This is a genomic window from Arthrobacter sp. 05L45_2, assembly GCF_056397525.1.
In genome coordinates this window covers 1-25,425 of the sequence record NZ_JBFTNO010000020.1, presented here as the reverse complement: position 1 = coordinate 25,425, position 25,425 = coordinate 1, and the positions used below count along the sequence as shown (strand labels likewise).

Genomic DNA, 25,425 nt, shown 5'->3' with positions numbered 1-25,425 from the left:
CCTCGGAACACATCCGCGCCGCCCCGCCGCCCACGTTCCCGGAGGCAGTCAAACCCGGGCCGCCGGCCATGGGCGCCTCCTCCGGGACGAGCGGGCGGGAGGTCCGGCGATGAACCTCAGCATCTACCTGGGCATGCTCCACCAGGCCGAAAACACCCTCGCGGAATCTTTCCGCCAGGTCGCCGAGGGCCACGGCTCCGAACCCGACGTGCATTTCCTGTGCCAGACGCTGGCCCGGCAGTGCGAGGAACACGGGCGGCTGCTGCAGCCCATCGCTCAGCGCTACGGAGAGGATCCCTCCGACGCCGAGCCGGAGCGTCTCCACGCCGAGGGCCTGTCCAGCACACGGGAGGGCCCGGTGGGGCTCCTGCGGGACCTGCAGGACCTGTACCTGCTGGCGAGCCTGGTGGACGTCACCTGGACCATGGTCAAGCAGGCCGGCTCGGCCCTCCGCGACCGGGAACTGCTGGACGTGGTGTCCCGGTGCGACGGCGAGACGGCAGTGCAGTTGCGGTGGCTTCAGACTCGGATGAAGCAGGCCGCGCCCCAGGCACTGATCGCGGCGCGCTGACCGCGCCAGGCCAGCGGCGGGACGGCGGCGCGCTGACCGCGCCAGGCCAGCGGCGGGACGGCGGCGGGCTAGCAGCGGCGGCCGGCCAGCTAGGACCCGCCGGCTAGGACGCGCCGGAATCCTCCGCGACGGCGGCGCGTTCGATCCGTTCGCGCTGCCGCTCGATTTCCTTCTCGCCCTCGTTCTCGGCGTCGTACAGTTTCGCGTTGCTGACTTTGAGCTCGAGCATCAGCGCATCCAGTTTCAAGTGCAGCGCGGCGGTGTCCCGGTTCTGGGTGTTTTGAATGATGAACACCATCAGGAAGGTGACGATCGTGGTGCCGGTGTTGATCACCAGCTGCCAGGTGTCTGAGAACTTGAGCAACGGGCCCGTGCACGCCCAGACCACAAGCACGGCGACGGCCGCACTGAAGACCCAGGCATGGCCCAGTACCCTCGCAGTGGCTGTGGTGAACCGGGTAAATACATCGGGCCGGTCATCATCGTGGGCTTTACCCATTGCTGAACCCTTTCGCCGTTACTCCGTGGCCGGTTGGCTTTGCGGCCCGCGGGCCTGGGCCCGCGGTATGACCAGTGTGGCACCGGCTGCACTGTTTTGGCCGACGGCGCCACAAACTGGGCCCACCGGGCGGCCGGGCGGGAATGCGGGAGGGCCGGGGGTCAGGAAGCAGGCGCGGCGGTGCCCCGGTCGTCCGGAATCATCGACCACATGGTGGCCATCCGCACTGCACCCTCGGGCACCTGATCAGGGTCCTCGAGTTCGTAGTCCTTCAGGAGGTCGAAGAGCTTGTCATTAAGCTCCGTGCGCTGGGCCGGTGTCAGGTAGAGCAGGTTGCTTGCCAGGACCACGGAGGACGGGCCGTCCACGGCTTCACCGCGCTGGCGTTTCTCGTCCCGGGTCTTGGCGTAGGCGTTGACGCGCCGGCGGTAGGCGTCCAGCTCGAGGTCCAGCACGGCGAACTCGGGACTCGCCACGCCGCCTCCGGAGTTGATGGTGAAGTCAGTGCCGGCGGCTTTCCAGCGGCGTTCCCGGGCGTCACCGGCCGTAGCTGCCGGGGCCACGATGCCCCACTTCTGCAGGGCACGCAGGTGGTAGCTCATGGCACTGGGGGTCAGGCCGGTCTGGGCGGCCAGTTCGGTGGCGGTCCGGCTCACCTGGGTGGAATACAACTCGGAGATGACCTCCAGCCGGGCGGCATGGGCCAGGGCCCGGATCGCCTTCGGGTCGGTGATCTCGACCTTCTTTTCCGGGCGCGGCCTACGCTTGGCGGCCGGAGCGGCGGACAGTTCCGCCTTCGGGTTCTCTGCATTCACGTCTCAAGTCTACCGGCGTCCGCCAAACTATGAAAGGAATGCTTGACACTATGATTCGGAACCGGCTACTTTGTCTACTATGAAACAAACACTTCATAAAGGCAGTGGCTTCTCCGGCGGGCGCGCCCTCTGGCGCAACCGCGACTTCCTGCTCGCCGGAAGCTCCCGTTTCCTGGCTACGGCCGGGATGGGCGCCGTCGTCGTCAGCATCATGCTGCACCTGCAGAACATTGCCGCGACGGGACCGGCCGGGCCGTGGCTGGTGGCCGGTTACCTGCTGTGCTCGGCGCTGCCGCTGGTGCTGCTGGCGCCTTGGGCCGGAAGGCTTGCCGACACCCGGGATTCCCGGCTCCTGGCGACGGCGTCCTCTGTGGTCAGCGCTGCCGCCGTGGCTGGGATGGGGTTCGCCCTGCAGTACCTGGATAGCCCCGTTCCGTTGCTGTTCGCCCTGACGTTCCTGCTGGACGCGGCGCAGGCCGTGGCCGGACCCACGTGGCAGGCGCTGCTGCCACGAATTGTTGGCGAAGAGCGTACTCCCAGGGCGATGGGCACCATGCAGGCCACCATCATGATTGCCGGCATGGCCGGGCCGGCGGCGGGCGGCCTGCTGAGCGGCTGGGGCGGTTCCGGGCTGGTTTTCGGTGTGGCCAGCGCCTGCTACCTGGCGATGGGCGCCGGTGCCTTGCTGATCCGGACCCGGCGCGGCACCGCGGCGGAACTGGCCGGCCGGGAGGCGCCCGCGCTGCTGGACGGCCTGCGGCTGATCCGCGGCGACAGCCTGGTCTGGGCGCTGGTCCTCGGCGCATTGTTCTTCATCCTGGTGGGCGAGGCCACCAACGTGCTGGAAGTCTTCCTGGCCCGGGGCGAACTCGGTGCGACCGAGACCCAGTACGGGCTCTTGGCCGCGGCCTTCGGGCTCGGCATGGCCGCGGGCGCCGCGCTCGCCGGACGGATCCAGACCCCGCCGGCGCGGCTGCGGGTGCTGCTCGCGTCGATGGTCCTGACCTCGGCCTTCCTGGCGGTTATGGCCCTGGTGCCCACCGTGGGGCTGCTGTTCGCGGCCTACACGGCGATGGGCACGGCCTGCGGTGCGCTGAACGCGTGCTTCGGCGCGATCGCGATCCTGCGGATGCCGGAAAGCGGCCGGGGGCAGGCCATGGCGATCATCGGCGGCCTGACCCGCGCCGTTTCCATTGCCGCCCTGGCCATAGGCGGGCTGCTCGGCGCCATGCTGCCGATCCGGCTGAGCTTCCTCCTCACGGGGGTGGCCGGCGTGCTGGTGGCCCTTGCCGTGACCGCCTATGTGCTGCCCCGGTTCGGCCGGGACGGTGCGGCCGGCTCAGCCCGGCAGCAGGAACCCGTCGCGCACCAGGTTGCCGACTTCGTCGAGGAGCCGCTCACGGAACGCCCCGCCGTCGAAGCCCTCATACCCGCCCAGCAGGGCGTCAAGGGCGCCGATGATCTGCCCGACGGAGAGCTCGCCGTCGCACGCTGAGACGAAGCCGGCCAGCTCGGTACTGAGCAGGTTGGTGCGGCGGAACCCGGCGCCCTGCCGGAGCAGGATGACGCCGGGGTGTTCGGCGCCGGGGCGCTGGTGCCGTTCCTCGGTGACGTCATCGGCCACGAGCAGGTGCGCCGATTCGAGTTCGTGGGCGGCCAGCCAGTCCGCGCGTTCAACGGCTGCACCCAGGTGCGGGCCGGCAGGCTGCTCGATCGGGTGGGTGATCTCTTCAAACCGCCGCAGCACGGACCGGGTGCCGGCGGGGCGGCGCAGCCAGATCATGCCAAAGCCGATCCCCTGCACGTCGCGGGAGGCGAAATCGTCCAAGTACCCGGCGTAGGAGGCCTGGTAGAGCCCCCGGTCGCGGGCCTCAGAGGCGTCCTGCAGCCACGTCTCGGCGTATTGCTCCGGGCCCACCTCCTCGCGCTGGATGAACCAGGTGTCCACGTCCGGACTGGCCCAGCTTTGCGGCCGGTCAGCCCAGTCCGCCCCCGCCGGGATTTCCCAGTTGCCTAAAAGCTGGGCTGTTCCGCCCGGGGCGAGCACCGAGGGGAGGTCGCGGACCAGTGCGGCCACAATGTCATCGCCCGGCAACCCGCCGTCCCGGTAGGTGAACTGGTCCGCGGCGGTCTCGCCGACGCCCCGCGGGGTGATGACGAACGGCGGGTTGGAGACCACCAGCTCGAACTCCTCCCCGGCCACCGGGTCCAGCAGCGACCCCAGCCGCAGGCTCACCCGGCCCTCGAGCCCGGCCGGATCCAGGTGCAGGGCCGATGCGTTGAGCATGAGGTTGAAGCGGGTGAACGCCAGGGCGCGGGCTGAGATGTCGGTGGCCGTGACGTGGTCGGCGTGGTGCAGGAGGTGGAAGGTCTGGATGCCGCAGCCGGTCCCCAGGTCCAGGGCCCGGGCCACGTGCCGGCGCGCCGTGACCTGCACCAGGGTGGTGGAGGCCTGCCCGATCCCCAGCACGTGGTCGTGGCGCAACACCCCCGGACGCTGGTGGGCGGCGAGGTCGCTGGCCACCCAGAGTTCGGCGCCGCCGCCGCTGACAGTGCCTTCCGCCTGAGCGCCTTCCCAGCCGTACGGTCGCAGGTCCACCTTCGCCTGCACCAGGCCGTCAGCCGACGCTTCCACCAGTCCCAGCTGCAGCAGCCCGTCCGTGCCGATGCCCGGCAGGGCGGCGTCCAGCGTCGCGGCCGGCTGGGGTTCGGCCAGCAGCCACAGGCGGACGACGGCGGCGAGCGCCGCCGTCGTCCGCTCGCCTTCTGCGGCCGCTTCAGTGGCGATAAGGGCCGGGATCAGCTGGTCCCGGCCCAGGGCGGCGTGGGCTGCCGGGCCGAGCAGTTCGGCGACGCCGTCCACCGTGTAGCCGATGCTGCGAAGGTCCGCGGCGAGCGCCTGGAGCAGGTCCGGGAGGTCGCTGCGGGGAGCATCGGGGGTGTTGCCGGCCGTGAAAAGTGTCGATGGGGTCACCGGATAAGTTTAGGCGCGGCACCGCTCCGGGTGGTTCGCCGGAGGGAAGGTCCCGTCAGAGGTGCTTCTGCGCGTAGACCTGCAGCGCATCCCGGACGAACGCCGCGCCGGCCGCCCCGCCGTAGTTCGCGGCGAACCTCGGGTCCGCCACGTACATGTCGCCGAGTCCGGACAGGTACTCCTTGAGGTGCCCTGGGGGGCCGCCGGGTGCAGAGGCGGGCGTTCCAGGGATCCCGGTCAGCCATTCGACCTGGCGGCGGGCAAGGTCCTGCGCCTCGGGGCTGTCCGGGGCCGCACCGGACTCGGCGGCGGCCGCCCAGTCCCTGCCCAGCTGCACGGACCGCTGCTTCCAGGCCTCCTTTTCGGCAGGGCCCATCCCCCGCCACCACGCGTCACCCTGGGCGTAGGCCGCCTTGCCCCAGCGCTCCTCCACCTCGTCCTTGTAGCTTGTGTGGTCGAACCCGTCGAACATGTCTTCTGCCATGATGTCCCTTCCTGCCGTCAGTTCCGTGAGCGTGTGCTGGACCGAGGCGATCTGCCGCGCCAGCCGGTCCTGTTCCTGGTGCAGCCACTTGAGATGGCCGGCCAGCGCGGGCCCGGCTTCCTGCCCGCGGGCCAGGATGTCCGCGATCGCCGGCAGCCCCAGGCCCAGCTCACGCAGGAGCAGAATCCGCTGCAGGCGCAAGAGCGCGGCCTGGTCGTAGTACCGGTAACCGTTCTGGCCGGTGCGGCTGGGCTTGAGCAGCCCGACGCCGTCGTAGTGGCGCAGGGTCCGGCTGGTGGTCCCGGCGATCTTCGCAATCTGCTGCACTGACCAGTCCATGCGCCCCTCTGTTCCCAGCGGCTGGTCTTTCCGGCCGCTGTTTAGAGCCTAAATCTTGACGTAGCGTCAAGGTCAAGTGTCTTCCTGGCTGCCTGTGGGTCCGCTTTGCGAGCTAACCACACGGGCTGGCGGGGCCAGGCGTACGATGGGTCCATGCAGAGGCAGCAGCGATTTACCAGCCCTCGGCCGCGTACCGGCCGCACGGGCTTCTTGACGCGCGCCTAGACGCAGCCGCCGGGGTCCGTCCGGCACAGCGGTTGAGGGTGAATCCACCTCCCGCCCAAAACAGCCAAGGACCCCACCATGAAGACTTACCTCAATCTGCCCGCCCTGAACTCCGCCCTCGCCGTACGTGATCTGTCGGATCCCGACGCCGGCCCCCACGCCCTGCAGCTGTTGCTGTCCGATGTCATCAACGCCCTGGAGCGCCTCTGGGACATTCCCGCCGCAACCCACCGCCTCAACCCGCTGGTGGCGACCGCCGACAACTACGACCGGCTGGGCTACTCGCCCGGCGACGTCACCCGGGACTCCCGCTATTCCCGCCATGTCAGTCCGACGGTCATGCTTCGCAGCCACACCTCGGCGGGCGTCCCGGCCCTGCTGGACACCCTTCGGGACGAGCTGGGGCACTACGACCGGCTGCACGTCCTGCCGGGCCTGGTCTACCGGCGGGACGCGGTGGACCGCACCCACGTCGGCACACCGCACCAGGTGGATCTGTGGCGGGTGAAGGCCCGCGGGTTGCTCGGTCCCGCCGAGTTGCACGGCATGATGGCCGCCGTGGTGGAAGCGGTTATGCCGGCGGCCCGGTACCCGGATGTCCAGTGGCGCTCCACCCCGTCGGAACACACCTACACGGCACTCGGGCAACAGCTGGATGTACTGGTCACCCGTCCCGACGGCAGCCGTGAGTGGCTCGAGCTGGCCGAATGCGGGCTGGTGGCGGCGCGGGTGCTGCGCGGTTCCGGCCTGGACCCGAAGCGCTGGGCCGGACTCGCCCTGGGCCTGGGGCTGGACCGGGCCCTGATGCTGCGCAAAGGTATCGGCGACATCCGGCTCCTGCGCTCGGAGCACCCGGAAGTCCGCGCCCAGATGCAGGATCTGGAGCCGTACCGGCCTGTGTCGGCCATGCCGGAGATCCGACGGGACCTGTCGGTGGTGCTGGACGCCGCGGAGGACGCCGACGGCGAGCTGCTCGGCGATCTGGCCCGCACCGCGCTCGGGGCTGAGGCCGAGGTCCTGGCGGCGCTTGAGGTTGTGGCGGTCACCCGGGCGGCGGAGCTGCCGGCGTCGGCCGTCAATCGCCTCGGCCTCGGTCCGGGGCACGTGAACGCACTCGTCCGGCTGACCCTGCAGCCGCTGGACCGGACCCTGACGGACCGGGAGGCGAATGTGCTCCGTGACCGGGTGTACCTGGCCCTGCACCGCGGGCCGCGGCTGGAGCTCATCGCCGGGTGACCGGGCGGCGGGCGGCGGCCGCCGCCGTCGGCGGTTCAGGAACGCCCAGCCCCAGCAGGTAAGTTGGAGGCATGCCTTCCGCTCCCCTGTTGCCGTCCCACACCCGCGCCGTCCGGCGCGTCCTCACCGCCGTCGTCGGCGTCGCCCTTGCGGCCGGCGCGGCCGGGTGCGCCGGCGGCGGCAGCATCGAGTCCGCCGACGTAAACGCGTGGAAGGCCACGGCCCTGCCGTCGGCCAGCGGGACCGTCCTGGCGGACGCGGGCAAGATCCTGGACCGCACGCCGATCGCCAAGGACGCCAGCGTCCCGGCCGGCAACTACACCCTGACGATGACCTGCGACGGCGGCGGCAAGGAATTCTTCGCCGTCTCCCTCGACGGACACCAGCTGACCGAGGCCGGAGCGGCCTGCAACGGCAGCCGGGAAACCGCGCGGATCAAGGTGCCCGCCGCTGGCAAGCTGCGGGTCAGCGCCTCGAGCGTGGACGCCCCGCTCATCTTTGCCTACCATCTGGTCCCCGCGGCGTGATGTGACTGGCGCGGGCCGACGCTGGGGCTAGGCTCAGGGCATGGTTGCTGCTGGGGGTAGGCACAAGGTCCGTGCCGTGACACCGATGGTCGTGCTGGCGCTCGCGGCGTCGCTGGGCCTGGCCGGTTGCGAGGTCGCGGACGACGTCGGGGTCCCCGGGACCGACATCCGCCCGTCGACCCGGGCCACCGCGCCGCAGCCGCAGCCCACGCAGGACCCCAAGATTGCTGCCAAAGCCAAACGGAACCAATCCGAGGTGGACAGGATTCTCGGAGCCCAGCCGGCGGACCTGATGATGGGGGCTTCTGGCGGGATCGGCTTCCGCAGCTCCATCCGACACGTCGACAGTGGCAAGTACTTCGCAACCGTTGCTTGCGCCGGGACACCCAACGCACTCCTGACCATTTCCCAGAACGGTCTCCGCGACGGCGGCACCCTGGACTTGAACGTCGAGTGCGGGAAGGCAGTCCAGTCCGCCGTGGAGCTGAAGTCCGGCCCGGTAACGGTGCAGGTGGTCAGGAACTCGACCGATCCCGGCCTTGGCGCCGCTGTCGGCTTCCGCCTCACAAACAGACCGCCGTCGTAGCGTCGCAAGCGCCGCGGGTCATGCGGGCTCTGTTCCGGCCGGCCGGCGCGGCTTAAAGTCGGAGTATGCCCACCGCGGGGTCCGTCCGGCCGCGGCGGCCGCGCATCATCGCCGCCGTCGTACTGATCCTTGCAGTCGGGGCCGCGCCCGGGCTCGCCGCCTGTGAGTATCAGTACGACGACGGTCGTCCCACCGGCCCTGCGACAGCGGCGGCCACCTACACGGACGCGGCACTTCCGCAGGATCCGGCCCTGAGCCGGCCGGTGACGGGGCCGGAGCTGAAGCGCTGGGTCGACGAGGTGCTGCCGGAGGGGCAGGGGCAGGCGTTCCATCTCGGGTACGGGATGCTCGACGCCGGTGCGGTGCGGAATGAGACCACCACCCAGCTGCCGAGCGGAACGTACTCGGTGGCCCTGGTCTGCCGGAGTTCGCGGCGGGTGTCCTTCACCATCCGGGACAAGGAGAGCGTGCTGGTGGACCTGAGCCTGCGGTGCACCTCGTCGCGCGTAAACGTGGTGCAGCTTGGTGCCGACACGGTGCTGCGGGTGCGGATCGAGGCGTTGGCCGCCGCGAACTTCGCTTACCGGGTGACGCGGATTTGAGCTATTTGCTGATCGTCAGCTCCGTGGCGGCGAGCGGCGAGTCAGGCGGCGCAACCGTCCGGGCAGCGCAAGGTCTCCGGATCCGAGGCGCAGTCGGCGCAATACAGCGTCAGCGTGCGGCAGCTGGGGTTGGAGCAGTTTTCGAACTTGCTGGTGGGGGCGGCACACCGGACGCATTCGCCGATGGTCTTGGCGTCCTCGCTGAACTCCAGGTGCATCCGTTTGTCGAAGACGTAGAGGGATCCTTCCCACAGGCCCTGGTCCTTGAACGCCTCGCCATACCGGACGATCCCGCCGTCGAGCTGGTAGACCTCCTTGAAGCCACGGTTCACCATCAGGCTGGACAGGACCTCGCAGCGGATCCCGCCCGTGCAGTACGTGACCACCGGTTTGTCCTTGAGGGCGTCGTACTTGCCGGAGTCGAGCTCCCGGATGAAGTCGTGGGTGGTGGCGACGTCGGGGACCACCGCGTCTTTGAACTTGCCGATCTGGGCCTCGAAGCCGTTGCGTCCGTCGAAGAACACCACCTCGTCCCCCGCCTGCTTCTTGGCCTCGACCAGCCGGTGCAGTTCCTCGGGGGCAAGATGCGTGCCGCCGCCAACGACGCCGTTCTCATCCACTTTCAGTTCGCCCGGTGCACCGAAGGAGACGATCTCGTCCCTGACTTTGACACTCAGCCGGGGGAAGTCCTCAGCACCGCCGTCGGACCACTTCACGTCGATGCCGTGGAAGCCCTTGTACTCGCGGGTGGTCTTGACGTACTGCTTGACGGCGCCGATTTCGCCGCCAACCGTCGCGTTGATGCCGTCCTTGGAGATGATGATCCGGCCGGTCAGGCCAAGTTTCTCGCAGAGGGCGCGCTGCCAAAGCCGGACGGCTTCCGGGTCCGGGAGCGGGGTAAAGCCGTAGAAGAGCACAATTCGATTCACGTGTTTAAGCGTACTGGGCGGGGCAAAACACGACGGCGGCTTCCGGGGCCGTCGGAGGCGACGCTGGCCCCGCGCCGTCGCGCCGACGGTCACAATTGCGTAAGCAAGCGGCCCAGCCGGACCCCGCCCCTGTTGCTGGCGGCGGGGCTGGAATACGCTCATCTCATGAGTCTTGACGCCATGGTTGAAGACACCACCCACCTCCTTGAGGTCTGGGTTGCCGGGTGGGCCGGTTGCCGGGGTTATGAGACACGCAGGGAGGGCCGCTTCCCTGCGGCGCTGCGGGCGGACACGACCCACGAATGGGAGTATTTCGCCCACGATCCTTCGGATTCCGAGTTCGCCGACCTGGCCGCCGTCACCGCCGGGGTTCCGGCGCGGATCCTCACCATCCTCACCACCGACGTGGAACGTTACACCGCGCTGGCGGAGGCCAACGGGCTGAACGTGACGTCGGCATCGCAGACCATGATGATCGTCGACATGGAAACCCAGGACGCCGAGGATCCTTGGCTTCCTGACGACGATCTGCGCTGGGTGCCATCGACCGCCGGCGGGGTTCACCACGCCGTCGTCTATGCCGGCGAGGAGGTGGCCGCCAGCGGGCGGGTGTTCGTCGCGGACCACACCGCTGTGTTCGACCAGATCGTCACCGAGCCGGGGTTCCAGCGGCGGGGGCTCGGCAGCTTCATCATGCGTGCCCTGGCCGCCCAGGCGTTTGAGCACGACGTCGAAAGCGGCCTCCTGCTCGCGTCCCTGGACGGCCAGCAGCTGTATTCGCACCTTGGCTGGACCACCGTCTGCCACGTACTGATGCTCTCCGCCTCCCACGAAGGCAGCGACCTCTCCGTCGGATAGGGCACGATCCGGCGCCGGTGTTGACCGGCCCGACCGCGGGGATTCTTGGCCGGGGTTCGGGGGCGATTTGAGGCCGGGTGAAACAATGTTGAAGTGAATCCACATGAGTCCCTGATCCCGTTGCTGGGCCGCGGCCCGGACCCGGAACAGCTGCGGCATGTGCGGACCATCCCGGCCCGGAAGGCCATCAACGAGCCCTGGCCGGAGTGGGCCCACCCCGATCTGGTCGAGGCCTACGGCTCACTCGGCATCCAGGAGCCCTACCGCCATCAGGTGCAGGCCGCCGATCTGGCGCATGCCGGAGAACATGTCGTGATCGCCACCGGCACCGCCTCGGGCAAATCCCTGGCCTACCAGCTTCCCGCGCTGGACGCCGTCCACCGCTCCGAGCTCCGCGTCCTGTCCGATCCGGGCAAGATCCACGACGACGGCGCAGTCACCCTGTACCTTTCCCCCACCAAGGCCCTGGCCGCCGACCAGCTGGCCGCGATCCGCTCACTCAACCTGCCGACGGTCCGCGCCGAAACCTACGACGGGGACACCGACCCGGCCTCCCGCCGCTGGATCCGGGACCACGCCAACGTCATCCTCGCCAACCCGGACATGCTGCACTTCGGCATCCTGCCCAACCATGCCTGGTGGGCCAGGTTCTTCCGCCGGCTGCGCTACGTGATTGTGGACGAAGCCCACAGCTACCGGGGCGTGTTCGGCTCGCACGTGGCCAATCTGATGCGCCGGCTACGGCGGATCTGCGCGTACTACAGCCCCGCCGGTTCCGGCCCCGGTCCGGTGTTCATTGCGGCCTCGGCCACCGCTTCCGACCCCGGGACCTCCTTCGGCCGCCTCATCGGCGCCCCCGTCCGGGCGGTGTCCGAGGACTGCTCGCCGCACGGCGCCACCACCGTGGCGTTCTGGGAGCCTGCCCTGACCGAGATGCGCGGCGAAAACGGCGCCCCGGAACGCCGGACCGCCGTGGCGGAAACCTCGGACCTGCTGGCCAACCTGGTCTCCTCCCGGATCCGGACCATCGCCTTCATCAAGTCCCGCCGCGGTGCCGAGACAATCGCGTCCATCACCAAGCGCCACCTCGAAGAAGTGGACCCGAGCCTGCCGCAACGGGTGGCCGCCTACCGTTCCGGCTACCTGCCCGAAGAACGGCGTGCCCTCGAAAAGGCGCTCCGGTCCGGGGAGCTTCTGGGCGTCTCCAGCACCTCCGCGCTGGAGCTTGGCATCGACATCTCCGGCCTCGATGCGGTCCTGGTCGCAGGCTGGCCGGGGACCCGCGCGTCGCTGTTCCAGCAGATCGGCCGGGCGGGCCGCGCGGGGCAGGATGCCATCGCCGCCTTCGTCGCAAGCGATGACCCCCTCGACACTTACCTGGTGAACCATCCCGGCGCGATCTTCGATGTCTCGGTTGAGGCCACGGTGTTCGATCCCTCCAACCCTTACGTCCTCGGACCGCACCTGTGCGCCGCCGCGGCCGAACTTCCCCTGGGCCATGCGGAGCTGGACCTGTTCGGCCCCACTTCTGAAAAATTGCTGGACCAACTCGTAGCCCAGGGCTACCTGCGCAAACGTCCCGCGGGCTGGTTCTGGACCCACCCCCAGAGCGCCGCGGCCATGGTGAACCTGCGGGCCGACGGCGGCGGACCGGTGAGCATAGTGGACGCGGACACCGGGTCCCTGCTCGGCACTATGGATTCCCCGCAGACCCATTACCAGGCGCACACCGGAGCCATCTACGTCCATCAGGGTGACAGCTACGTGGTGGAGGACCTGAACGAGGACGAGCACTGCGTTGTGGTGCGGCGGGCCAACCCCGACTACTACACCACCGCGCGGGACATAACCCAGATCGAGGTCCTCGAGACCCTCCGCACCACGCAATGGGGCGACGTGGCGGTGCATTTCGGCGATGTGAAAGTGACGACACAGGTGGTCTCCTTCCAGCGCAAGGCGCTCATTTCCAATGAGGTCCTCGGTGAGGAACCCCTGCAGTTGGGGGCCCGGGACCTGTTCACCAAGGCGGTCTGGTTCGTGATGGACAACCGCTCCCTGACCGGCGCCGGGCTGATCGAAGCGCAATTCCCCGGGGCCCTCCACGCCGCCGAACATGCCGCTATTGGTTTGCTGCCGCTGGTGGCATCCAGCGACCGCTGGGACATCGGCGGGGTGTCCACAGCTATCCATGCCGATACCGGTGTGCCCACGATCTTCGTCTACGACGGCCACCCCGGCGGGGCCGGCTTCGCCGAACGCGGCTACGACAAGGCCCGGGTGTGGCTCTCCGCGACGCGGGACGCCATCAAAGCGTGCGAATGCGAATCCGGCTGCCCGTCCTGCGTGCAGTCCCCCAAGTGCGGTAACAAGAACAACCCGCTGGATAAAGACGCCGCCGTCACGTTGATCGAAATGCTGCTGGCTGATGCGACGGACGAGATGGGCACGACGGTCACCGGGCCTGACACCCCGGCGCCGGCAGTCAGCCACCAGGCCTAGGCCGGCCGGTCGGGCACGGGCCGCCGACCACCCTGCCGGAGCCAGAGCGGCGGTGTTCCGCAGGGGACGGGGGGCGGCGTCGCCGCGCAAAACTATGAGAGCAGGCGGCCATGCGAGCCGGGCGGGCTCAGTTCCCCGGCACGCAGCACGCGCCGTCCCCAGCCGCCAAGGCCGGGCCCCGCCGGCCACGTAATGCTTCACGGCGGTGGCGGCGGAGGACCGGCCCGGGCAAGGCCGGTGGCCGCCCCGGCCAGCGTGCGGGAAAGCAGTTCCGTGCGGACCTGGACGGTGTCCCCGGATCCCACCGCACATTCCAGGACCCTCGCCTGGTGCCGGGCGGCCACGTCCGCGGCGACACTGCATGGTTCGCCGGAGGAGATCCCCCGTGCGGCGTCCGCGGCAGCCAGCGCCGCCAAATCAGCGGCCGACGCGGCCCGTGACGCCATCACCGCGGCTTGGCCCAGCGAGAGCACAGCGGCCATGATCATCAGCAGCAGCATTCCCAGGCCGAGGGCCAGGACGCTCCCGGCACCCGCTTCTGATTCCCCGGCGGGGGCGGGCATCAGGCGGCCCTTTCAAGCGCTGGGGCACGGGAGACAGGCGAAGCGGCCCCGGAAGATGCAGACACTGCGGAGGCGTCAGCGGACTCACCGCGCGCCCACGCCTTGGCGGTCAGGGTCCACGGCACAACCGGCGCCATGGCCCCGCCGACTGTGCCCGAGACCGTGACGCTGAGCCAGGCGCCGTCGGACGCCACCGTGGACTGCGCCGACTCACCGGCAAGCTGGCGCACGATGCCTCCGACGGCGGCAGCGTCGTCGCCGCGCGCGAGCGCCCGCGCGCCGGCCCGGGCCGCCTCTTCCAACCGAAGCTGCGTCAGCCCCGCGGCAGAACCGGCCAGCAACAGCCCCAGGACGAGAACGACGGCTGGAAGCGCCACCGCGAACTCCGCTGTGACTGCGCCACGGCCCGCGGACGCGTCCGCGCGGGCAGGCCTCGTCCGCCCGCGCAGGTTCCGGTTCTGCTCCAGCCCAAGCCGCCGGGCGCCCCGGCGGCAACGCACCGGGGGTGACTCCGCCCCCCGCCGTATCAMGGCATGGCCAGCGCCGCGCGGATGAGGTTCAAAAGGAACCCACGGACCTCATCGCTGCGCATGATCAGCACCAGCAGTCCGGCGAACCCGACAGCGGCCAGCGTGGCGATGGCGTATTCAGCGGTTGCCATCCCGGTTTCGGAACCGAAAAGCCTTCTCCGCGCAGTGCTTGGCCGGGGAAGCTCCTGCACCGGAGCCGTCTGCCGGGCGCCCGGGTAGATCTCGTGCACGTCGGCGAAGCGCAGCCCGGAATAGTGGGCGTTTTCGGCACCGGTTTCAGTACCGGTTTCGGCACCGGTTTTGGTGCCTGGGGAGTTTTGATGGGTGGTCATGAGCTGTCCTCTCGGAAGGTTCCGGCACAGTTGCCGGCTGGTTCCAATCTCGCCCCGGCGGCTTCGGCTGGTAAGTGAGGAGGCGTGCCAAGTGGAAAAGTGCGGTTGTGGAGGAAGAGTCGTGTCCCCCCCGGCCTCAGGAACCGTGCGGCAGCATCGCGAGGAGCACCGGCACAATGCCCAGGCAGACGAAAGCCGGCAGCGAGCACAGCCCAAGCGGAACGACGAGTTTGACGCCCAGGGCTGCGGCCCGCCGCTCCGCCGTCCGAAACTGTTCACGGCGCAGCCGGGCGGCCTGGGAGTACAGGATCGCGGACGACGGAACACCCGTCAGGGCAGCAAAAGCGAGGGCGTCGCGAAGGCTCATCAGCCGGTCGGGGACGGCCTGGGAGCCCCGCCAGGCGGTCTCCCAGTCGGCCCCAATCGCGAGCGCCGACACCACCGGAACCAGGGGCCGGCCCAGCTCGGGAGAAGCCTGGCCGGCCACCAACTCAAGGGCGCGCCCCACCCCGGATCCGGCATCGAGCATGGCGCCGATCAGTTCCAGCATCATCGCCGGATCCCGGAGCCCTGCGTCCGGGTCCGGCCGACCCTTGCGCGCGTCCCCTCCAGGGATCGTGTGCGTCCTTCCAGGGATCGCCGGTGTCCCTTCAGGCGCGTGCAGACGAAGTTGCCGCCACCGCCGCCGCGGCCGCCGCCGGCCAGCCAGCAGCACAACTGCCGCGGTGGCCAGCAGGCCGGCCACGGCGAGGGCGCCGGAGGACATCACCACGGCCCTCCGGCCGCTGCCCGCACGAGGCGGGCCGACCAGATCCGGCCCGCCGCAGTGAGCACGATGCCCCCGGCGAGCGCCGCCATGCCCGCGGGGTTGCCGAGCAGAATGACGGCCGGGTCCACGCCCAGCAACACGCCGAGTCCGAGGCCCAGGAAAGGCAGCCAGGTCAGGATCCGGACGGTGGCCCGAGGCCCGGCGAGGGCGGTCTGTCGTGCGGCTTCGGCGTCGTCCTCGGCTTCCAGATGCGCGGCGAACCGGGTCAGCACATCGGCCAGCGGGCAGCCGCTGGCCTCGGCCACGTCGAAGCATGCCGCGAGTCCGTCCCAGACCCTGAGCTCCCGCCGGGTGCTGTCCGGGCGGGCGCCCCTCCCGGAATGCCGTGCGGCGCAGGTCCGCATGGCTGACGCAACCGGGGACCCACGCTGCGCCGCCGCCCGCGCCGCCGCCATGATCTCCCGGGAGACCGGGCTGACGCCGCCGCTCTTCCGCGCGGTTGCCCGCTCAGGCCCCTCACCTTCCGGCGGACCACCAGGCTGCTCCGGTTCACCGTAGAGAACCCAGAGATCCTCCCACAGCCGCGCGGGCGCGCGGCCGCCTGTCAGCAGCGCGGCCAGCTGCTGGACCACCGTGGTCATGGATACCTCGGCCGCGCCGCGGAGCTTTAGCAGCCGCCGCGGCAGGGAGCGAGGGCGCCAGCTGCCCAGCAGTGTTCCGTGCACCGCCCGGCCTGCCCCGGGACGGGAACCGCCGACGAGGGACCGGAGACGCCGCCTTGGCCCTTCCGCCGGTACAAGGGCCAACAGGATCGCCAGGACGAAGAGCCCCGTTAAAACCGCCGTCATGGCGCACCCGGGCTAGGCGCGTGCCGCGGCAGTCCGGCCTCGGCGGGCAGCTCCCCCGGGTCGAGGCCCAGCCGGAACGCCAGCTCCGGCCACGCCGGCCCGGCACGGAGCGCCCCCTGGTCTGCGTCGAGGGCCGATGACACAACGAGTGCGGATCCGGTGTCCCCCACCAGCCCAACAGACGCGACATGACGTCCCGCCGCTGTTCGCTGGAGGTGGACCACTGCGTCGAGCGCGCTGGCAGCCTGGAGCCGGACGGCGTCGGGCGCCATTCCGGCGAGCGCGCCCAGTGCCGTCAGCCGCGCGGGGACGGCCGCGGCGGTGTTGGCATGGATGGTGCCCCCGGCTCCCGTGTGCCCGGTGTTCATCGCCGCGAGGAGTTCACGGACCTCGGCTCCCCGGCATTCCCCGACCACCAGCCTGTCGGGCCGCATACGCAGCGCCTGCCGGACCAGCTCGCCGAGATCGACGGCGCCGCCGCCCTCCAGGTTGCTGTGCCGCGACTCGAGGGAGACCACATGGGGGTGGATGGGGTTCAGCTCCGAGGCGTCCTCGATCAGGACGAGCCGTTCTCCCGGGGCGCAGAGTCCGAGCAGCGTGGCGAGCAGCGTGGTCTTCCCCGAGCCGGTCGCACCGCTGACCAGGAAGCTCAAGCGCCGCACCACCATACGGGTCAGGACGTCCCGGATGTACGGCCCGAACATGCCGCTCCCGCCCAGCTCGTCGAGGGAGAAGACGGATTCGCGCCGGATCCGGATGCTGAGCAGGGTCCCGGCAGTGGAGATCGGAGGAAGCACGGCATGGACCCGGTAACCGCCGTCGAGCCGGACATCGACGCAGGGCGAGCCGTCGTCGAGCCTGCGCCCGCCGGCCGCGACCAGTCGGGAGGCCAAAGCACGGACCTGGGCCTCGCCGGTGAAGACGACAGGGGCTGGTTCGAGTCCGCGGCCGCGGTCCAGCCAGACGGAGTCCGGGGCGTTGACGAAGATGTCTGTCACGAACGGGTCGCGGGTGATCGGCTGCAGCGGTCCCAGGCCGTTCAGTTCCGCGCTGATGCTTTCGACGGCGGCCAGGGCACCGGCCGTGCCGAGAAGCCTGCCGCTCGCCTGCACGGCGGCCGCCACCCGGGAGGCGGTGACCGGCCCGGCCTCGGCCRTGACCGTTTCGCGGACCGCTTCGAGGAGCCGCGCATCCACCCTGGGCGGCAGTCCGCGTTGGCGCCGGCGGAACCGCGGGCCGTCCGCGTCCGTAGGAGCCGGCACGTCCGGGCTCACGGGTATCCGTCCGCCGAGAAGGCCAGCACAGCTTCGGTGAAGTGCCGCACACTGCGCCGCCGGCCGGCGTCCAGCAGCCGTCCTTGTTCCGTGGCGGCGGCTGTGCCCCGGATCTCCGGCATGATCGCCCTGGCCGGAAGGCCCACGGCGTCGGAAATCAGCTGAATGTCCAGCGCCGCCCCGTGGTTGGCCCTGACAACCAGCGAGGTATCCACGGGCGGAAGTTCGGGCACCAGACGCGCGGACGCCACCGCCGCCCGGAGCTGGGCTGGCAGCACCAGGAAAATCCGRTCGCACTCCCAGGCGAAGGCACGCAGGATGTCCCGGCCGCGCCCGATGTCCAGCAGAACCAGTTCATAGCCGCGCCGGGCCGCGTCCAGCACGCCGGACACGGCGGCCGGATCGACACCCCCGGGCCGTTGCCTGGTGCCTGGCCAGGACAGGAACGAGAAACCGCCGGCCTCGGGCAGGGCCGCGTACAGCTGGTCCGGATCAATGCTGCCGCTGGCCTCGGCGAGATCGGGCCAGCGAAGCCCGGGCACGTCCTCGGCGGCGAGGGCCAGTTCCAGGCCGCCGCCTTGAGGATCCGCGTCGATCAGGAGCACGCGTTCCCCCGCCCCTGCGGCGGCTTGGGCCAGCCAGATCGCCGCCGTCGTGGCTCCGGCGCCGCCACAACCGCCGGTAATACCCATCACGTGGCCGCCGGGATCCGGGGCATCGGAGCGGCTCAGGAACTCCGCGAGCCACGTCCCAGCGTCGGGCAGCACGGCAACCCGTTCGGCCCCGATGGCCGCGGCCAGCTCCCACAGACGTTCCCCATCGCCGCTCAAGCCCACCAGCACGGCCGGGGCACGCCGGGGGACCGGCAGCTCAAGGACGTCGCTGCCGACGAGCACGGCACTGGCCGCCTCCCACAAGGGGCCCGCCTCCCCGGCGTCCCGGGCCACACTCAATTGCCGGCCGGCCGCGGCCACGATGCGCTCCACCTCTGCCCGCAGGACCTCGGACGCCGTCACGAGGAGGGTCTCCACCGGACCGTCCGGCGGCCCGTGCTGCGGCGTACCGCCGGGGAAGGGCTGCCGGGGCGCGGGCTCTGGCCGCTGATGCCTGCTCATGCCACCACTCTGATGGCACAGACTGCCCCAGCCACCCCACAGGTGCGGCTATGTGGACAACTCCGGCAGCAGTCACCCAGCCGGTCCGCCACACCCCGGCCGGTCCGCTGCCGCCCCAGAGACAGGGCAGAATTGAGCCTATGYAYCTGCTGCTCGCCGCCCACSCCGACGGCGCAGCCCTCCACCAGCTCACCGCGGAGGGGGCGCCCGACCCGTCCGCCCCCGGTCCCCGCCTCGTCAGCGCCACCGACCTGCCCGGCGTCGTCCGCCAACTCGAACGGCACCGTCCGCGCTGGATCTGGCACCGCACCCAGGACTGGTATCCCGCCCTCCTGGCCGCCGGCGTCGAACTGGAACGCTGCTATGACCTGACCCTGTGCGGCGCCATCCTGGCCCACTCGGAGTTCACCGCACACACCGAGTACGCCCGGTCGGCCGAGAAACTGACGCAGGACGACGACGTTCTCCAGCCGCCGCGGTCCCTGCAGCCGCCTCCCCCGCCCGCGGACCAGGGGGCCCTGTTCGACGCCCCGGGAGCACGCACCGCACCGCGGCACTCCCCTGACGAACTGCGCGCCGAATACGCCGCACAGCAGCAGGCCCTGGCCGCGGTCGCCCCGGAAGGCGACCGGCGGAAGCAACGGCTGCAGCTGCTCCTCGCCGCCGAATCCGCCGGAGCCATGATCGCCGCCGAGATGCAGCACACCGGGGTTCCCTGGCGTGAGGACCTGCACGAACGGATCCTCGCCGACTACCTGGGCCCGCGCCCGCCCCAGGGCCACCGTCCGGCGAAGCTGGAGGCCCTGAACGCCGAGCTGCGCCATCTCCTGCAGTCCCCGGCGCTCAACCCGGACTCCCCGCAGGATCTGATGCGTGCCCTGCACCGGAACGGCATCGAGGTGAAAACCACACGCCAATGGGAGCTGAAGGAATCCACCCACCCGGCCATCGAACCCCTCCTCGCCTATAAGAAACTCGCCCGGCTGCACGCGGCCAACGGGTGGGCCTGGCTGGACGCCTGGGTCAGGAACGGCCGCTTCCAGCCCGAATACGTGGTGGGCGGAGTGGTGTCCGGGCGCTGGGCCTCCCGGGGCGGCGGTGCGCTCCAGATCCCCCGCCAGATCCGGGGCGCCGTCCACGCCGACCCGGGCCACAAGCTGATCGTGGCCGACGCGTCACAGCTGGAGCCCCGCGTTCTGGTGGCGCTGGCCCAGGATTCCCGGATGGCCGAGGCAGCCCGGGACAAGGACCTGTACGCCGGTATCGCCGCGCAGGGCTTTGGCGGCGACCGGGCCAAGGCGAAGGTCGCGCTGCTCGGTGCCATCTACGGGGCCACCACCGGCGAGTCCGGGCGGCTGATGCCGCAGCTGGCCAAGACGTATCCGCGCGCCGTTGGCTACGTGGAGCAGGCTGCCCGCGACGGCGAGGCCGGCAGGACGGTCACCTCGCGGCTTGGCCGCAGCAGCCCGCCGCCCTCGGAGGGGTGGCTGCGCAGCCAGCAGTCCGCCACCGCGGAAGAACAACGCCGGGCCGAGGCGCTGGCCCGGTCGCGCGGCCGGTTCACCCGGAACTTCGTGGTGCAGGGATCCGCCGCGGACTGGGCTGCCTGCTGGCTGGCCGAACTACGACGCCGGCTGCGCACCCTGCGTGCCGAGGGCTCGCCCGCCGGCGAACTCGTTTTTTTCCTGCACGATGAGGTGATGGTTCATTGCCCGGCCGGGGCCGTGGACGTTTGCACCCGGGTCATCGAGGAATCCGCGGCCGCCGCGAAGGAACTGCTGTTCGGCAGGATCCCGGTGGAGTTCCCCGTGAGCATCGCCGTCGTCGACTCCTATGACAACGCCAAATAGCCGCCCCGGACGCCCGGGGTAACGTACCCGCCGGTAGCGTTGCGGCGGCTCCGTGCACCCGGATACCCTCGAAAAGCCCCGGCGACAGATCCCGTTTGTTCCGGCGCGCAATGCAACGAAGCAGGGAACCGGGGAGGCAGCAGAGTGGCTGGCGTATTCGAAATTGCAGCGGCCGGAGACGAGTCGTATTTCTTCAGGCTCACGGCCGCGGACGGAACGGTGGTGGCCGTGTCGCCGCTTTTCGATACCGTCAAGGGGGCCGCCGCCGGCATCACCGCGGTCCGTGAGAACGCCGCCACCGGGCATATTGTGGACCGGTCCCCGACGCGGCCGTAGCCGCGGGTGYAAGCCCAGTCTCCTAGACGTCGATCCCGTGCAACCGCGTGCGGTCCCAGCGGACGGACCAGCCCAGCTGGTCGAAGAGCTGGTTGAGGATCATTCCGGTGAAACCCCAGACCACCACACCGTTGACGGTGAAGGCCGGGCTCTGGAACGTCTGGCCGGCCCGGCTGACGGTGGCCATTACCCGGTTGTCGGGGTCCAGCAGGTCCCGCACGGGCACCCGGAACACCTGCGAGGATTCGCCGTAGTCCACCACCCGCACGGGCGACTGGGAAGCCCACCAGCCCAGGACCGGGGTCACCAGGAAATTTCCCCGCGGCAGCGCCAGCTCGGGCATGGCACCGAGGACCTCCACCCCGCGCGGGTCCAGTCCGGTCTCCTCTTCAGCCTCGCGCAGGGCGGCCTCGATGACGGATTCGCCGGGGTCGATGCCGCCGCCGGGGAAGGCGACCTGGCCGGGGTGGTCGTCGAGGGTCTGCGCCCGCTGCAGCAACAGCACGTCCAGGTCCGCCGGCGCCAGCAGCTTCACGGAGGTCGCAGGGACGTCATCGAGCGAGCCGAACAGCATCAGCACGGCGGCCCGCCGCACCCGCTCGCCGGGCYCCACCGCCAGCTCGCGCCACCGCGGATCCGGTGCCGGCGCCGTGCCGGCCCGCACCGCGGCCACGAGGTCTATCAGGTCCTGGCGGGCGGTCATCGTGGCTTCTTCTGTGATTCCATGCGGATTTCCGCCGCGCGGTGCGTTTCGGCGAGCAACTTCGCCAGGAGTTCCTCCTGCCCCGGGGCCAGCTCGTACTTCAGGAGTTTCCATGCCTTGTCCGGGTCCGTTTCGCCGGCACCGTAACTCGGGCACCAGTTCGCGACGGCACAGGCGCCGCACGCCGGTTTGCGCGCGTGGCACACCCGCCGGCCGTGGAAAACGACGCGGTGCGACAACATGGTCCAATCCCGGGGTTCGAACAGTTCCGCGACGTCGGCCTCGATCCGGACCGGGTCCTCCGAATCCGTCCAGCCGAAGCGGCGGGCCAGCCGGCCGAAGTGGGTGTCCACCGTGATGCCGGGCACGCCAAATGCGTTACCGAGGACAACGTTCGCCGTTTTCCGTCCGACGCCGGGCAGCGTCACCAGGTCCTCCAGGCGGCCGGGCACCTCGCCGTCGTAGTCGTCGACGAGCTTGGTGCCCAGCGCCATCAGGTTCCGTGCTTTGGCCCGGAAAAAGCCGGTGGGTTTGATGATCGCCTCGAGCTCGGCCGGCTCAGCCTCGGCCATGCTCCGCGCGTCCGGGTACCGGGCGAAGAGCAGCGGCGTGATCTGGTTGACCAGCAGGTCCGTGGTCTGGGCGGACAGGACAGTCGCCACCACGAGTTCAAACGGGTTACGGAAATCCAGTTCCGCGTGCGCGTAGGGATACTGTCCGGCCAGTTCCTTGTTGATCCGGCGGGCACGGCGCTTGAGCCCCAGCGCCGTCTCCCCATCCGCCCCCGGGCCGGGTTTCGCGCTGCCGGAGCCCGCGCCGCCGAGTGCGGTGGCCACGGCTCCGCTAGCCGCGTTCGATGTTGCTGAGGTCGCGGAGCACGCCGACGCGGCCGTCGGTGTGCTGGACCAGGAATTCGTGGCCGCGGTCCTCGAGGGCCAGAACCCAGCCCCCGGGCTCGATGACGAAGGCCGGGGCGCCGCTGCGTTCGTCGACGGCAGTACGGGGCTGCGCGACGGCGAACCAGAACGCCTCGTAGGCCGGCTGGGCTCCCGCTTCCGGGCGCTGTGCCGGGTCGACGGTGGCGCCGATCGGTTCCTGCGACCGGACCTGCGGGGTGAGGGCGGTGGGGGCGTCATGGGCCGCGGCCGGGGCGGACGACGACGTTGCGGCCGGGGCGCTCGCGGCCGACGCCGGAATACCGGCCGCCTGGGTTTCCTCCGGACGCGCGGTCTGCGGCGCGGTCTGGGCGGCGGTCTGCGGGGTGGGCGCCGCAGCCTGGGCCTGCTCGGCGGCGGTGCCGGAGGCAGCGCCCTGCCCGGCCGGAGCCTGAGCGGCCGGAGCCGGAGCGGGGGCCGAAGTGGCAGCTTGGGTCTGCTCCGCGGCGGGAGCGGAGTCCTGTCCGGCAGCCGGGGGCGCGTAGGCCGCCGTCGGCGTCGGGGACACGGACGGCGTGGAGGCCGCCGTCGGCGTCGCGGAGGCGGACGGGACGACGCCGTTCGCCTGGGTCGCGGGCTCGGCACCGGCGGGGCGGGCGTACGGGGAGGCGGCCGCCGCACCGGCGGAGGCTCCGGCTACACCGGCGGCTGATCCCGCTGCCGTCCCGGCGGGGGTTCCGGCTCCGTAAGGTGCTTCCTGGTGATCGCGGGCCCCGGAGTCACGCGAGGCAGTCTCCGGGTTTTCGGCCTTTTTGCCCGGCGTGACGCGTTTGGCCCATCCGGCCAGCGTGCTGCCGCCGTCCTTGGGCTTCCCGGCGCCCGCGGCCTTGGGCTCCTTGGGTGCCCGGGGCTTGCGGACCGGCTGCGCGGCGTCACGGGCCACGATGTGGGCGGGAGCCTCGGCGCGGTGCAGGAAATCACCGGCGAGGCTGGGGAACAACCGCGCGAGCACCGTGGCGGTGAACAGCCCCAGGGCGCCGATCAAGCCAAGCAGGAGGCTCGGCACAAAGGCGCCGGCGGTAGCCAGGAAGAAGAACGCCAGGCTGAAGGACGCCACCACGGAGCCGAACTGGTCAATCGAGAGGGACCCGACACGGATTTTTGTGCCGGGGCTGACCCGGCGGGCCACGAAAAGGGCCGTGACGATGACGGGCAGCAGGACTCCGAGGCCCAGGAAAAAGAGGCTGCCCAGGTTCCAGAGGTTGTACCGGACCGCGAACATCGGGATCAGGGAGGCGATGAAGAGCACCAGGGTGGACCCGAATACGGTGAGGTCCCGGACGGTGAACGGGCCCAGCACGGCCTCGTTGTTCCTCGTGTTCGGTTTGTCCACCGTGAAGCGTGGCTGCTCCCCGCGCTTTTCCCCCCGTGCCTCGGCCGGGACCGGGCCGGACTGGCCTGCCTGGCCGTCGTTGCGGGAGGGCGTGTGGAGCTGCCCGTTGCTTTGCTCGTACATTCTGTTCTCCTTAGCGTGGCCGCACCCTGGACGGTGCCGCCTAACGGCAGGCGAAAAAAGGACCGCCAGCGGTCCTGTCGCCCCCATCGGATGTCACAACTCCATCTCAGCCTAGCCAAGTGCAGGACTGATCACTAGCTGCCCGGCCGTCACTCCAGCACCGGCGCTGAACCCTTTCGCCCTGCGCTTAAACCGGCTGTCCGGGCGGCGGGTGTCCGCGTTTTGGGGGGCGCCCGCCATTCGGCGCTTAATAAACACCGTTCACGGTTCCTCGTGTGACGGGGCACACGTTCTGTCAGGGCCACGCGTTAGGGTGTATTTCGGAACAGCTCCTCGCGGTACGGCCGTGACCAGCCGATGCCCGACGACGCGCAGGCGGTCGGCATTGCGGTGGGCATGGACGTCCGTGCAGCACGGATCGATGAATGACGAGGTTCACCATGTCCCAGCAGCCCCAGGGCTCCACCACCACCACCACCACTCCCCGCCAGGGCGACGCCTTCGAGAACCTCTCGCACGAGGACCGGAAGTTTGCCCCGTCGGCGGAGTTCGCGGCCAACGCCGTGGTCACCGCGGCGGACTACGCCGAGGCCGACGCCGACAGGCCGGCTTTCTGGGCCAAACAGGCCCGCGGGCTCTTGAGCTGGAGCAAGGACTTCACCCAGACACTGGACTGGTCCACGCCCCCGTTCGCCAAATGGTTCGTCGGCGGCGAGATCAACGCCGCGTACAACGCCCTGGACCGCCACGTGGAGGCCGGCAACGGGGACCGGGTGGCCATCTACTTCGAGGGTGAGCCCGGGGACACGCGCACCTACACCTACGCGCAGCTGACGGAGGAGGTCAAGAAGGCCGCCAACGCGTTTGAATCCCTCGGTGTGGCCAAGGGCGACCGGGTGGCGGTGTACCTGCCGATGATCCCCGAGGCCGTTATCACTCTGCTGGCCTGCGCCCGCATCGGCGCCATCCACTCGGTTGTCTTCGGCGGGTTCTCCGCCGAGGCCCTGAGGTCCCGGATCGACGACGCCGAGGCGAAGCTGGTGGTCACGGCCGACGGTACGTACCGCCGCGGCAAGCCCAGTCCGCTGAAGCAGGCCGTCGACGAGGCCCTGTCCCACGAGGGCAGCGGCGACGGGCACACGGTCCAGAACGTCGTCGTGGTCAAGCGCAACGGCCAGGATGTCGACTGGCATGAGGGCCGGGACCACTGGTGGTCCGACACCGTCGACGCCGCCTCGGCCGAGCACACTGCCATCGGCCACGACGCCGAGCATCCGCTGTTCATCCTCTACACCTCCGGAACCACGGGCAAACCCAAGGGCATCCTGCACACCACCGGCGGCTACCTCACCCAGGGCGCCTACACCCACAAGGCCGTCTTCGACCTGCACCCGGAAACGGACGTCTACTGGTGCACGGCCGACATCGGCTGGATCACCGGCCACTCCTACGTCGCCTACGCGCCGCTCCTGAACGGCGCCACCCAGGTGATGTACGAGGGCACGCCCGATTCCCCGCACCAACGGCGCCACCCAGGTGATGTACGAGGGCACGCCCGATTCCCCGCACC

General features: G+C 70.4%; 25 protein-coding genes and 1 pseudogene. 11 read left to right on the top strand and 15 right to left on the bottom strand.

Annotated elements, in window-relative coordinates:
• Positions 1-571: ferritin family protein (locus tag AC1DHD_RS03175; protein ID WP_476878297.1), on the top strand; the 571-nt coding region annotated here is incomplete at its 5' end.
• 103 nt (positions 572-674) lie between these two features.
• On the opposite strand, the gene AC1DHD_RS03170 is transcribed toward AC1DHD_RS03175, so the two are convergent.
• Positions 675-1,070 (bottom strand): low affinity iron permease family protein, encoded by a 396-nt coding sequence (locus tag AC1DHD_RS03170; protein ID WP_476878296.1) that lies wholly within the window; start codon positions 1,068-1,070, stop codon positions 675-677.
• Positions 1,071-1,231: 161 nt separating this feature from the next.
• On the bottom strand, positions 1,232-1,885 hold the full coding sequence (locus tag AC1DHD_RS03165; RefSeq protein WP_476878295.1) for an ArsR/SmtB family transcription factor: 654 nt from the start codon (positions 1,883-1,885) through the stop codon (positions 1,232-1,234).
• A 79-nt stretch (positions 1,886-1,964) separates the two neighbouring features.
• On the opposite strand from AC1DHD_RS03165, the pseudogene AC1DHD_RS03160 reads away from it, so the two are divergent.
• Positions 1,965-3,194 (top strand): annotated as a pseudogene (locus AC1DHD_RS03160) (MFS transporter); the annotation flags it as partial.
• A 30-nt stretch (positions 3,195-3,224) separates the two neighbouring features.
• On the opposite strand, the gene AC1DHD_RS03155 reads toward AC1DHD_RS03160, so the two are convergent.
• Both AC1DHD_RS03155 and AC1DHD_RS03150 read right to left on the bottom strand, forming a co-directional pair.
• Entirely contained in the window at positions 3,225-4,859 is a 1,635-nt protein-coding gene (locus tag AC1DHD_RS03155) for a DUF7059 domain-containing protein (protein ID WP_476878294.1), read from the bottom strand.
• Positions 4,860-4,914: 55 nt separating this feature from the next.
• Positions 4,915-5,682 carry a MerR family transcriptional regulator gene (locus AC1DHD_RS03150; RefSeq protein WP_476878293.1) on the bottom strand — a complete coding sequence of 256 codons (768 nt, stop codon included), beginning with the start codon at positions 5,680-5,682 and terminating at the stop codon, positions 4,915-4,917.
• Positions 5,683-5,985: 303 nt separating this feature from the next.
• On the opposite strand from AC1DHD_RS03150, the gene srmL reads away from it, so the two are divergent.
• The 4 genes from srmL (at position 5,986) to AC1DHD_RS03130 (ending at position 8,858) form a co-directional block, all read left to right on the top strand.
• Entirely contained in the window at positions 5,986-7,143 is a 1,158-nt protein-coding gene (gene srmL / locus AC1DHD_RS03145) for a PheS-related mystery ligase SrmL (RefSeq protein WP_476878292.1), read from the top strand.
• 71 nt (positions 7,144-7,214) lie between these two features.
• Positions 7,215-7,670: a DUF6023 family protein gene (locus AC1DHD_RS03140; protein WP_476878291.1), complete on the top strand. Its 456-nt coding sequence runs from the start codon at positions 7,215-7,217 to the stop codon at positions 7,668-7,670.
• A 76-nt stretch (positions 7,671-7,746) separates the two neighbouring features.
• Positions 7,747-8,256: a hypothetical protein gene (locus tag AC1DHD_RS03135; RefSeq protein WP_476878290.1), complete on the top strand. Its 510-nt coding sequence runs from the start codon at positions 7,747-7,749 to the stop codon at positions 8,254-8,256.
• Positions 8,257-8,321: 65 nt separating this feature from the next.
• Positions 8,322-8,858, top strand: coding sequence for a DUF6023 family protein (locus AC1DHD_RS03130; RefSeq protein WP_476878289.1), 537 nt, complete (start codon positions 8,322-8,324; stop codon positions 8,856-8,858).
• A 41-nt stretch (positions 8,859-8,899) separates the two neighbouring features.
• On the opposite strand, the gene trhO is transcribed toward AC1DHD_RS03130, so the two are convergent.
• A complete protein-coding gene (gene trhO, locus AC1DHD_RS03125; protein WP_476878288.1) occupies positions 8,900-9,787 on the bottom strand; it encodes an oxygen-dependent tRNA uridine(34) hydroxylase TrhO in 888 nt (295 codons plus the stop codon).
• Between the two features lie 165 nt (positions 9,788-9,952).
• On the opposite strand from trhO, the gene AC1DHD_RS03120 reads away from it, so the two are divergent.
• Both AC1DHD_RS03120 and AC1DHD_RS03115 read left to right on the top strand, forming a co-directional pair.
• Entirely contained in the window at positions 9,953-10,645 is a 693-nt protein-coding gene (locus AC1DHD_RS03120; RefSeq protein WP_476878287.1) for a GNAT family N-acetyltransferase, read from the top strand.
• Between the two features lie 93 nt (positions 10,646-10,738).
• Entirely contained in the window at positions 10,739-13,144 is a 2,406-nt protein-coding gene (locus tag AC1DHD_RS03115; protein WP_476878286.1) for a DEAD/DEAH box helicase, read from the top strand.
• Positions 13,145-13,341: 197 nt separating this feature from the next.
• Here the strand turns inward: AC1DHD_RS03115 and AC1DHD_RS03110 are convergent, their stop codons facing one another.
• From AC1DHD_RS03110 to ssd, 7 genes are all read right to left on the bottom strand, one after another.
• Positions 13,342-13,707 (bottom strand): Rv3654c family TadE-like protein, encoded by a 366-nt coding sequence (locus AC1DHD_RS03110; RefSeq protein ID WP_476878285.1) that lies wholly within the window; start codon positions 13,705-13,707, stop codon positions 13,342-13,344.
• Positions 13,707-14,084, bottom strand: coding sequence for a TadE family type IV pilus minor pilin (locus tag AC1DHD_RS03105; protein WP_476878284.1), 378 nt, complete (start codon positions 14,082-14,084; stop codon positions 13,707-13,709). Before AC1DHD_RS03105 ends, AC1DHD_RS03110 begins: the two co-directional genes overlap by 1 nt.
• Positions 14,085-14,233: 149 nt before the next feature.
• Positions 14,234-14,569 (bottom strand): DUF4244 domain-containing protein, encoded by a 336-nt coding sequence (locus tag AC1DHD_RS03100; RefSeq protein WP_476878283.1) that lies wholly within the window; start codon positions 14,567-14,569, stop codon positions 14,234-14,236.
• Between the two features lie 136 nt (positions 14,570-14,705).
• Positions 14,706-15,335: a type II secretion system F family protein gene (locus AC1DHD_RS03095; protein ID WP_476878300.1), complete on the bottom strand. Its 630-nt coding sequence runs from the start codon at positions 15,333-15,335 to the stop codon at positions 14,706-14,708.
• On the bottom strand, positions 15,335-16,063 hold the full coding sequence (locus tag AC1DHD_RS03090; protein WP_476878282.1) for a type II secretion system F family protein: 729 nt from the start codon (positions 16,061-16,063) through the stop codon (positions 15,335-15,337). The genes AC1DHD_RS03095 and AC1DHD_RS03090 overlap by 1 nt, the downstream gene beginning before the upstream one ends.
• A 119-nt stretch (positions 16,064-16,182) precedes the next feature.
• Positions 16,183-17,460 (bottom strand): TadA family conjugal transfer-associated ATPase, encoded by a 1,278-nt coding sequence (locus tag AC1DHD_RS03085; protein ID WP_476878281.1) that lies wholly within the window; start codon positions 17,458-17,460, stop codon positions 16,183-16,185.
• Positions 17,457-18,575 carry a septum site-determining protein Ssd gene (gene ssd / locus AC1DHD_RS03080; protein WP_476878280.1) on the bottom strand — a complete coding sequence of 373 codons (1,119 nt, stop codon included), beginning with the start codon at positions 18,573-18,575 and terminating at the stop codon, positions 17,457-17,459. Before ssd ends, AC1DHD_RS03085 begins: the two co-directional genes overlap by 4 nt.
• Before the next feature lie 140 nt (positions 18,576-18,715).
• On the opposite strand from ssd, the gene AC1DHD_RS03075 reads away from it, so the two are divergent.
• The gene (locus AC1DHD_RS03075) at positions 18,716-20,425 is read left to right on the top strand and encodes a bifunctional 3'-5' exonuclease/DNA polymerase (protein ID WP_476878279.1); all 1,710 of its coding nucleotides are present in this window, start codon (positions 18,716-18,718) and stop codon (positions 20,423-20,425) included.
• Positions 20,426-20,569: 144 nt separating this feature from the next.
• Entirely contained in the window at positions 20,570-20,761 is a 192-nt protein-coding gene (locus AC1DHD_RS03070; protein WP_476878278.1) for a YegP family protein, read from the top strand.
• 22 nt (positions 20,762-20,783) lie between these two features.
• Here AC1DHD_RS03070 and AC1DHD_RS03065 read toward each other — a convergent pair whose 3' ends face one another.
• The 3 genes from AC1DHD_RS03065 to AC1DHD_RS03055 form a co-directional block, all read right to left on the bottom strand.
• Positions 20,784-21,464 carry an NUDIX hydrolase gene (locus AC1DHD_RS03065; protein WP_476878277.1) on the bottom strand — a complete coding sequence of 227 codons (681 nt, stop codon included), beginning with the start codon at positions 21,462-21,464 and terminating at the stop codon, positions 20,784-20,786.
• Positions 21,461-22,228, bottom strand: coding sequence for an endonuclease III (nth, locus tag AC1DHD_RS03060; protein WP_476878299.1), 768 nt, complete (start codon positions 22,226-22,228; stop codon positions 21,461-21,463). Before nth ends, AC1DHD_RS03065 begins: the two co-directional genes overlap by 4 nt.
• A gap of 79 nt (positions 22,229-22,307) precedes the next feature.
• Complete coding sequence (locus AC1DHD_RS03055; RefSeq protein ID WP_476878276.1) at positions 22,308-23,855, bottom strand: hypothetical protein; 1,548 nt, start codon at positions 23,853-23,855, stop codon at positions 22,308-22,310.
• 440 nt (positions 23,856-24,295) lie between these two features.
• On the opposite strand from AC1DHD_RS03055, the gene AC1DHD_RS03050 reads away from it, so the two are divergent.
• Positions 24,296-25,425: AMP-binding protein (locus AC1DHD_RS03050; protein WP_476878298.1), on the top strand; the 1,130-nt coding region annotated here is incomplete at its 3' end.

What these genes read in the sequence shown, in the direction of transcription:
- AC1DHD_RS03170 (WP_476878296.1), bottom strand. Translation starts at nt 1,070, where the DNA reads ATGGGTAAAGCCCACGATGATGACCGGCCCGATGTATTTACCCGGTTC.
- AC1DHD_RS03095 (WP_476878300.1), bottom strand. Translation starts at nt 15,335, where the DNA reads ATGTCCTCCGGCGCCCTCGCCGTGGCCGGCCTGCTGGCCACCGCGGCA.
- AC1DHD_RS03150 (WP_476878293.1), bottom strand. Translation starts at nt 5,682, where the DNA reads ATGGACTGGTCAGTGCAGCAGATTGCGAAGATCGCCGGGACCACCAGC.
- AC1DHD_RS03140 (WP_476878291.1), top strand. Translation starts at nt 7,215, where the DNA reads ATGCCTTCCGCTCCCCTGTTGCCGTCCCACACCCGCGCCGTCCGGCGC.
- srmL (WP_476878292.1), top strand. Translation starts at nt 5,986, where the DNA reads ATGAAGACTTACCTCAATCTGCCCGCCCTGAACTCCGCCCTCGCCGTA.
- AC1DHD_RS03130 (WP_476878289.1), top strand. Translation starts at nt 8,322, where the DNA reads ATGCCCACCGCGGGGTCCGTCCGGCCGCGGCGGCCGCGCATCATCGCC.
- AC1DHD_RS03110 (WP_476878285.1), bottom strand. Translation starts at nt 13,707, where the DNA reads ATGCCCGCCCCCGCCGGGGAATCAGAAGCGGGTGCCGGGAGCGTCCTG.
- AC1DHD_RS03120 (WP_476878287.1), top strand. Translation starts at nt 9,953, where the DNA reads ATGAGTCTTGACGCCATGGTTGAAGACACCACCCACCTCCTTGAGGTC.
- AC1DHD_RS03055 (WP_476878276.1), bottom strand. Translation starts at nt 23,855, where the DNA reads ATGTACGAGCAAAGCAACGGGCAGCTCCACACGCCCTCCCGCAACGAC.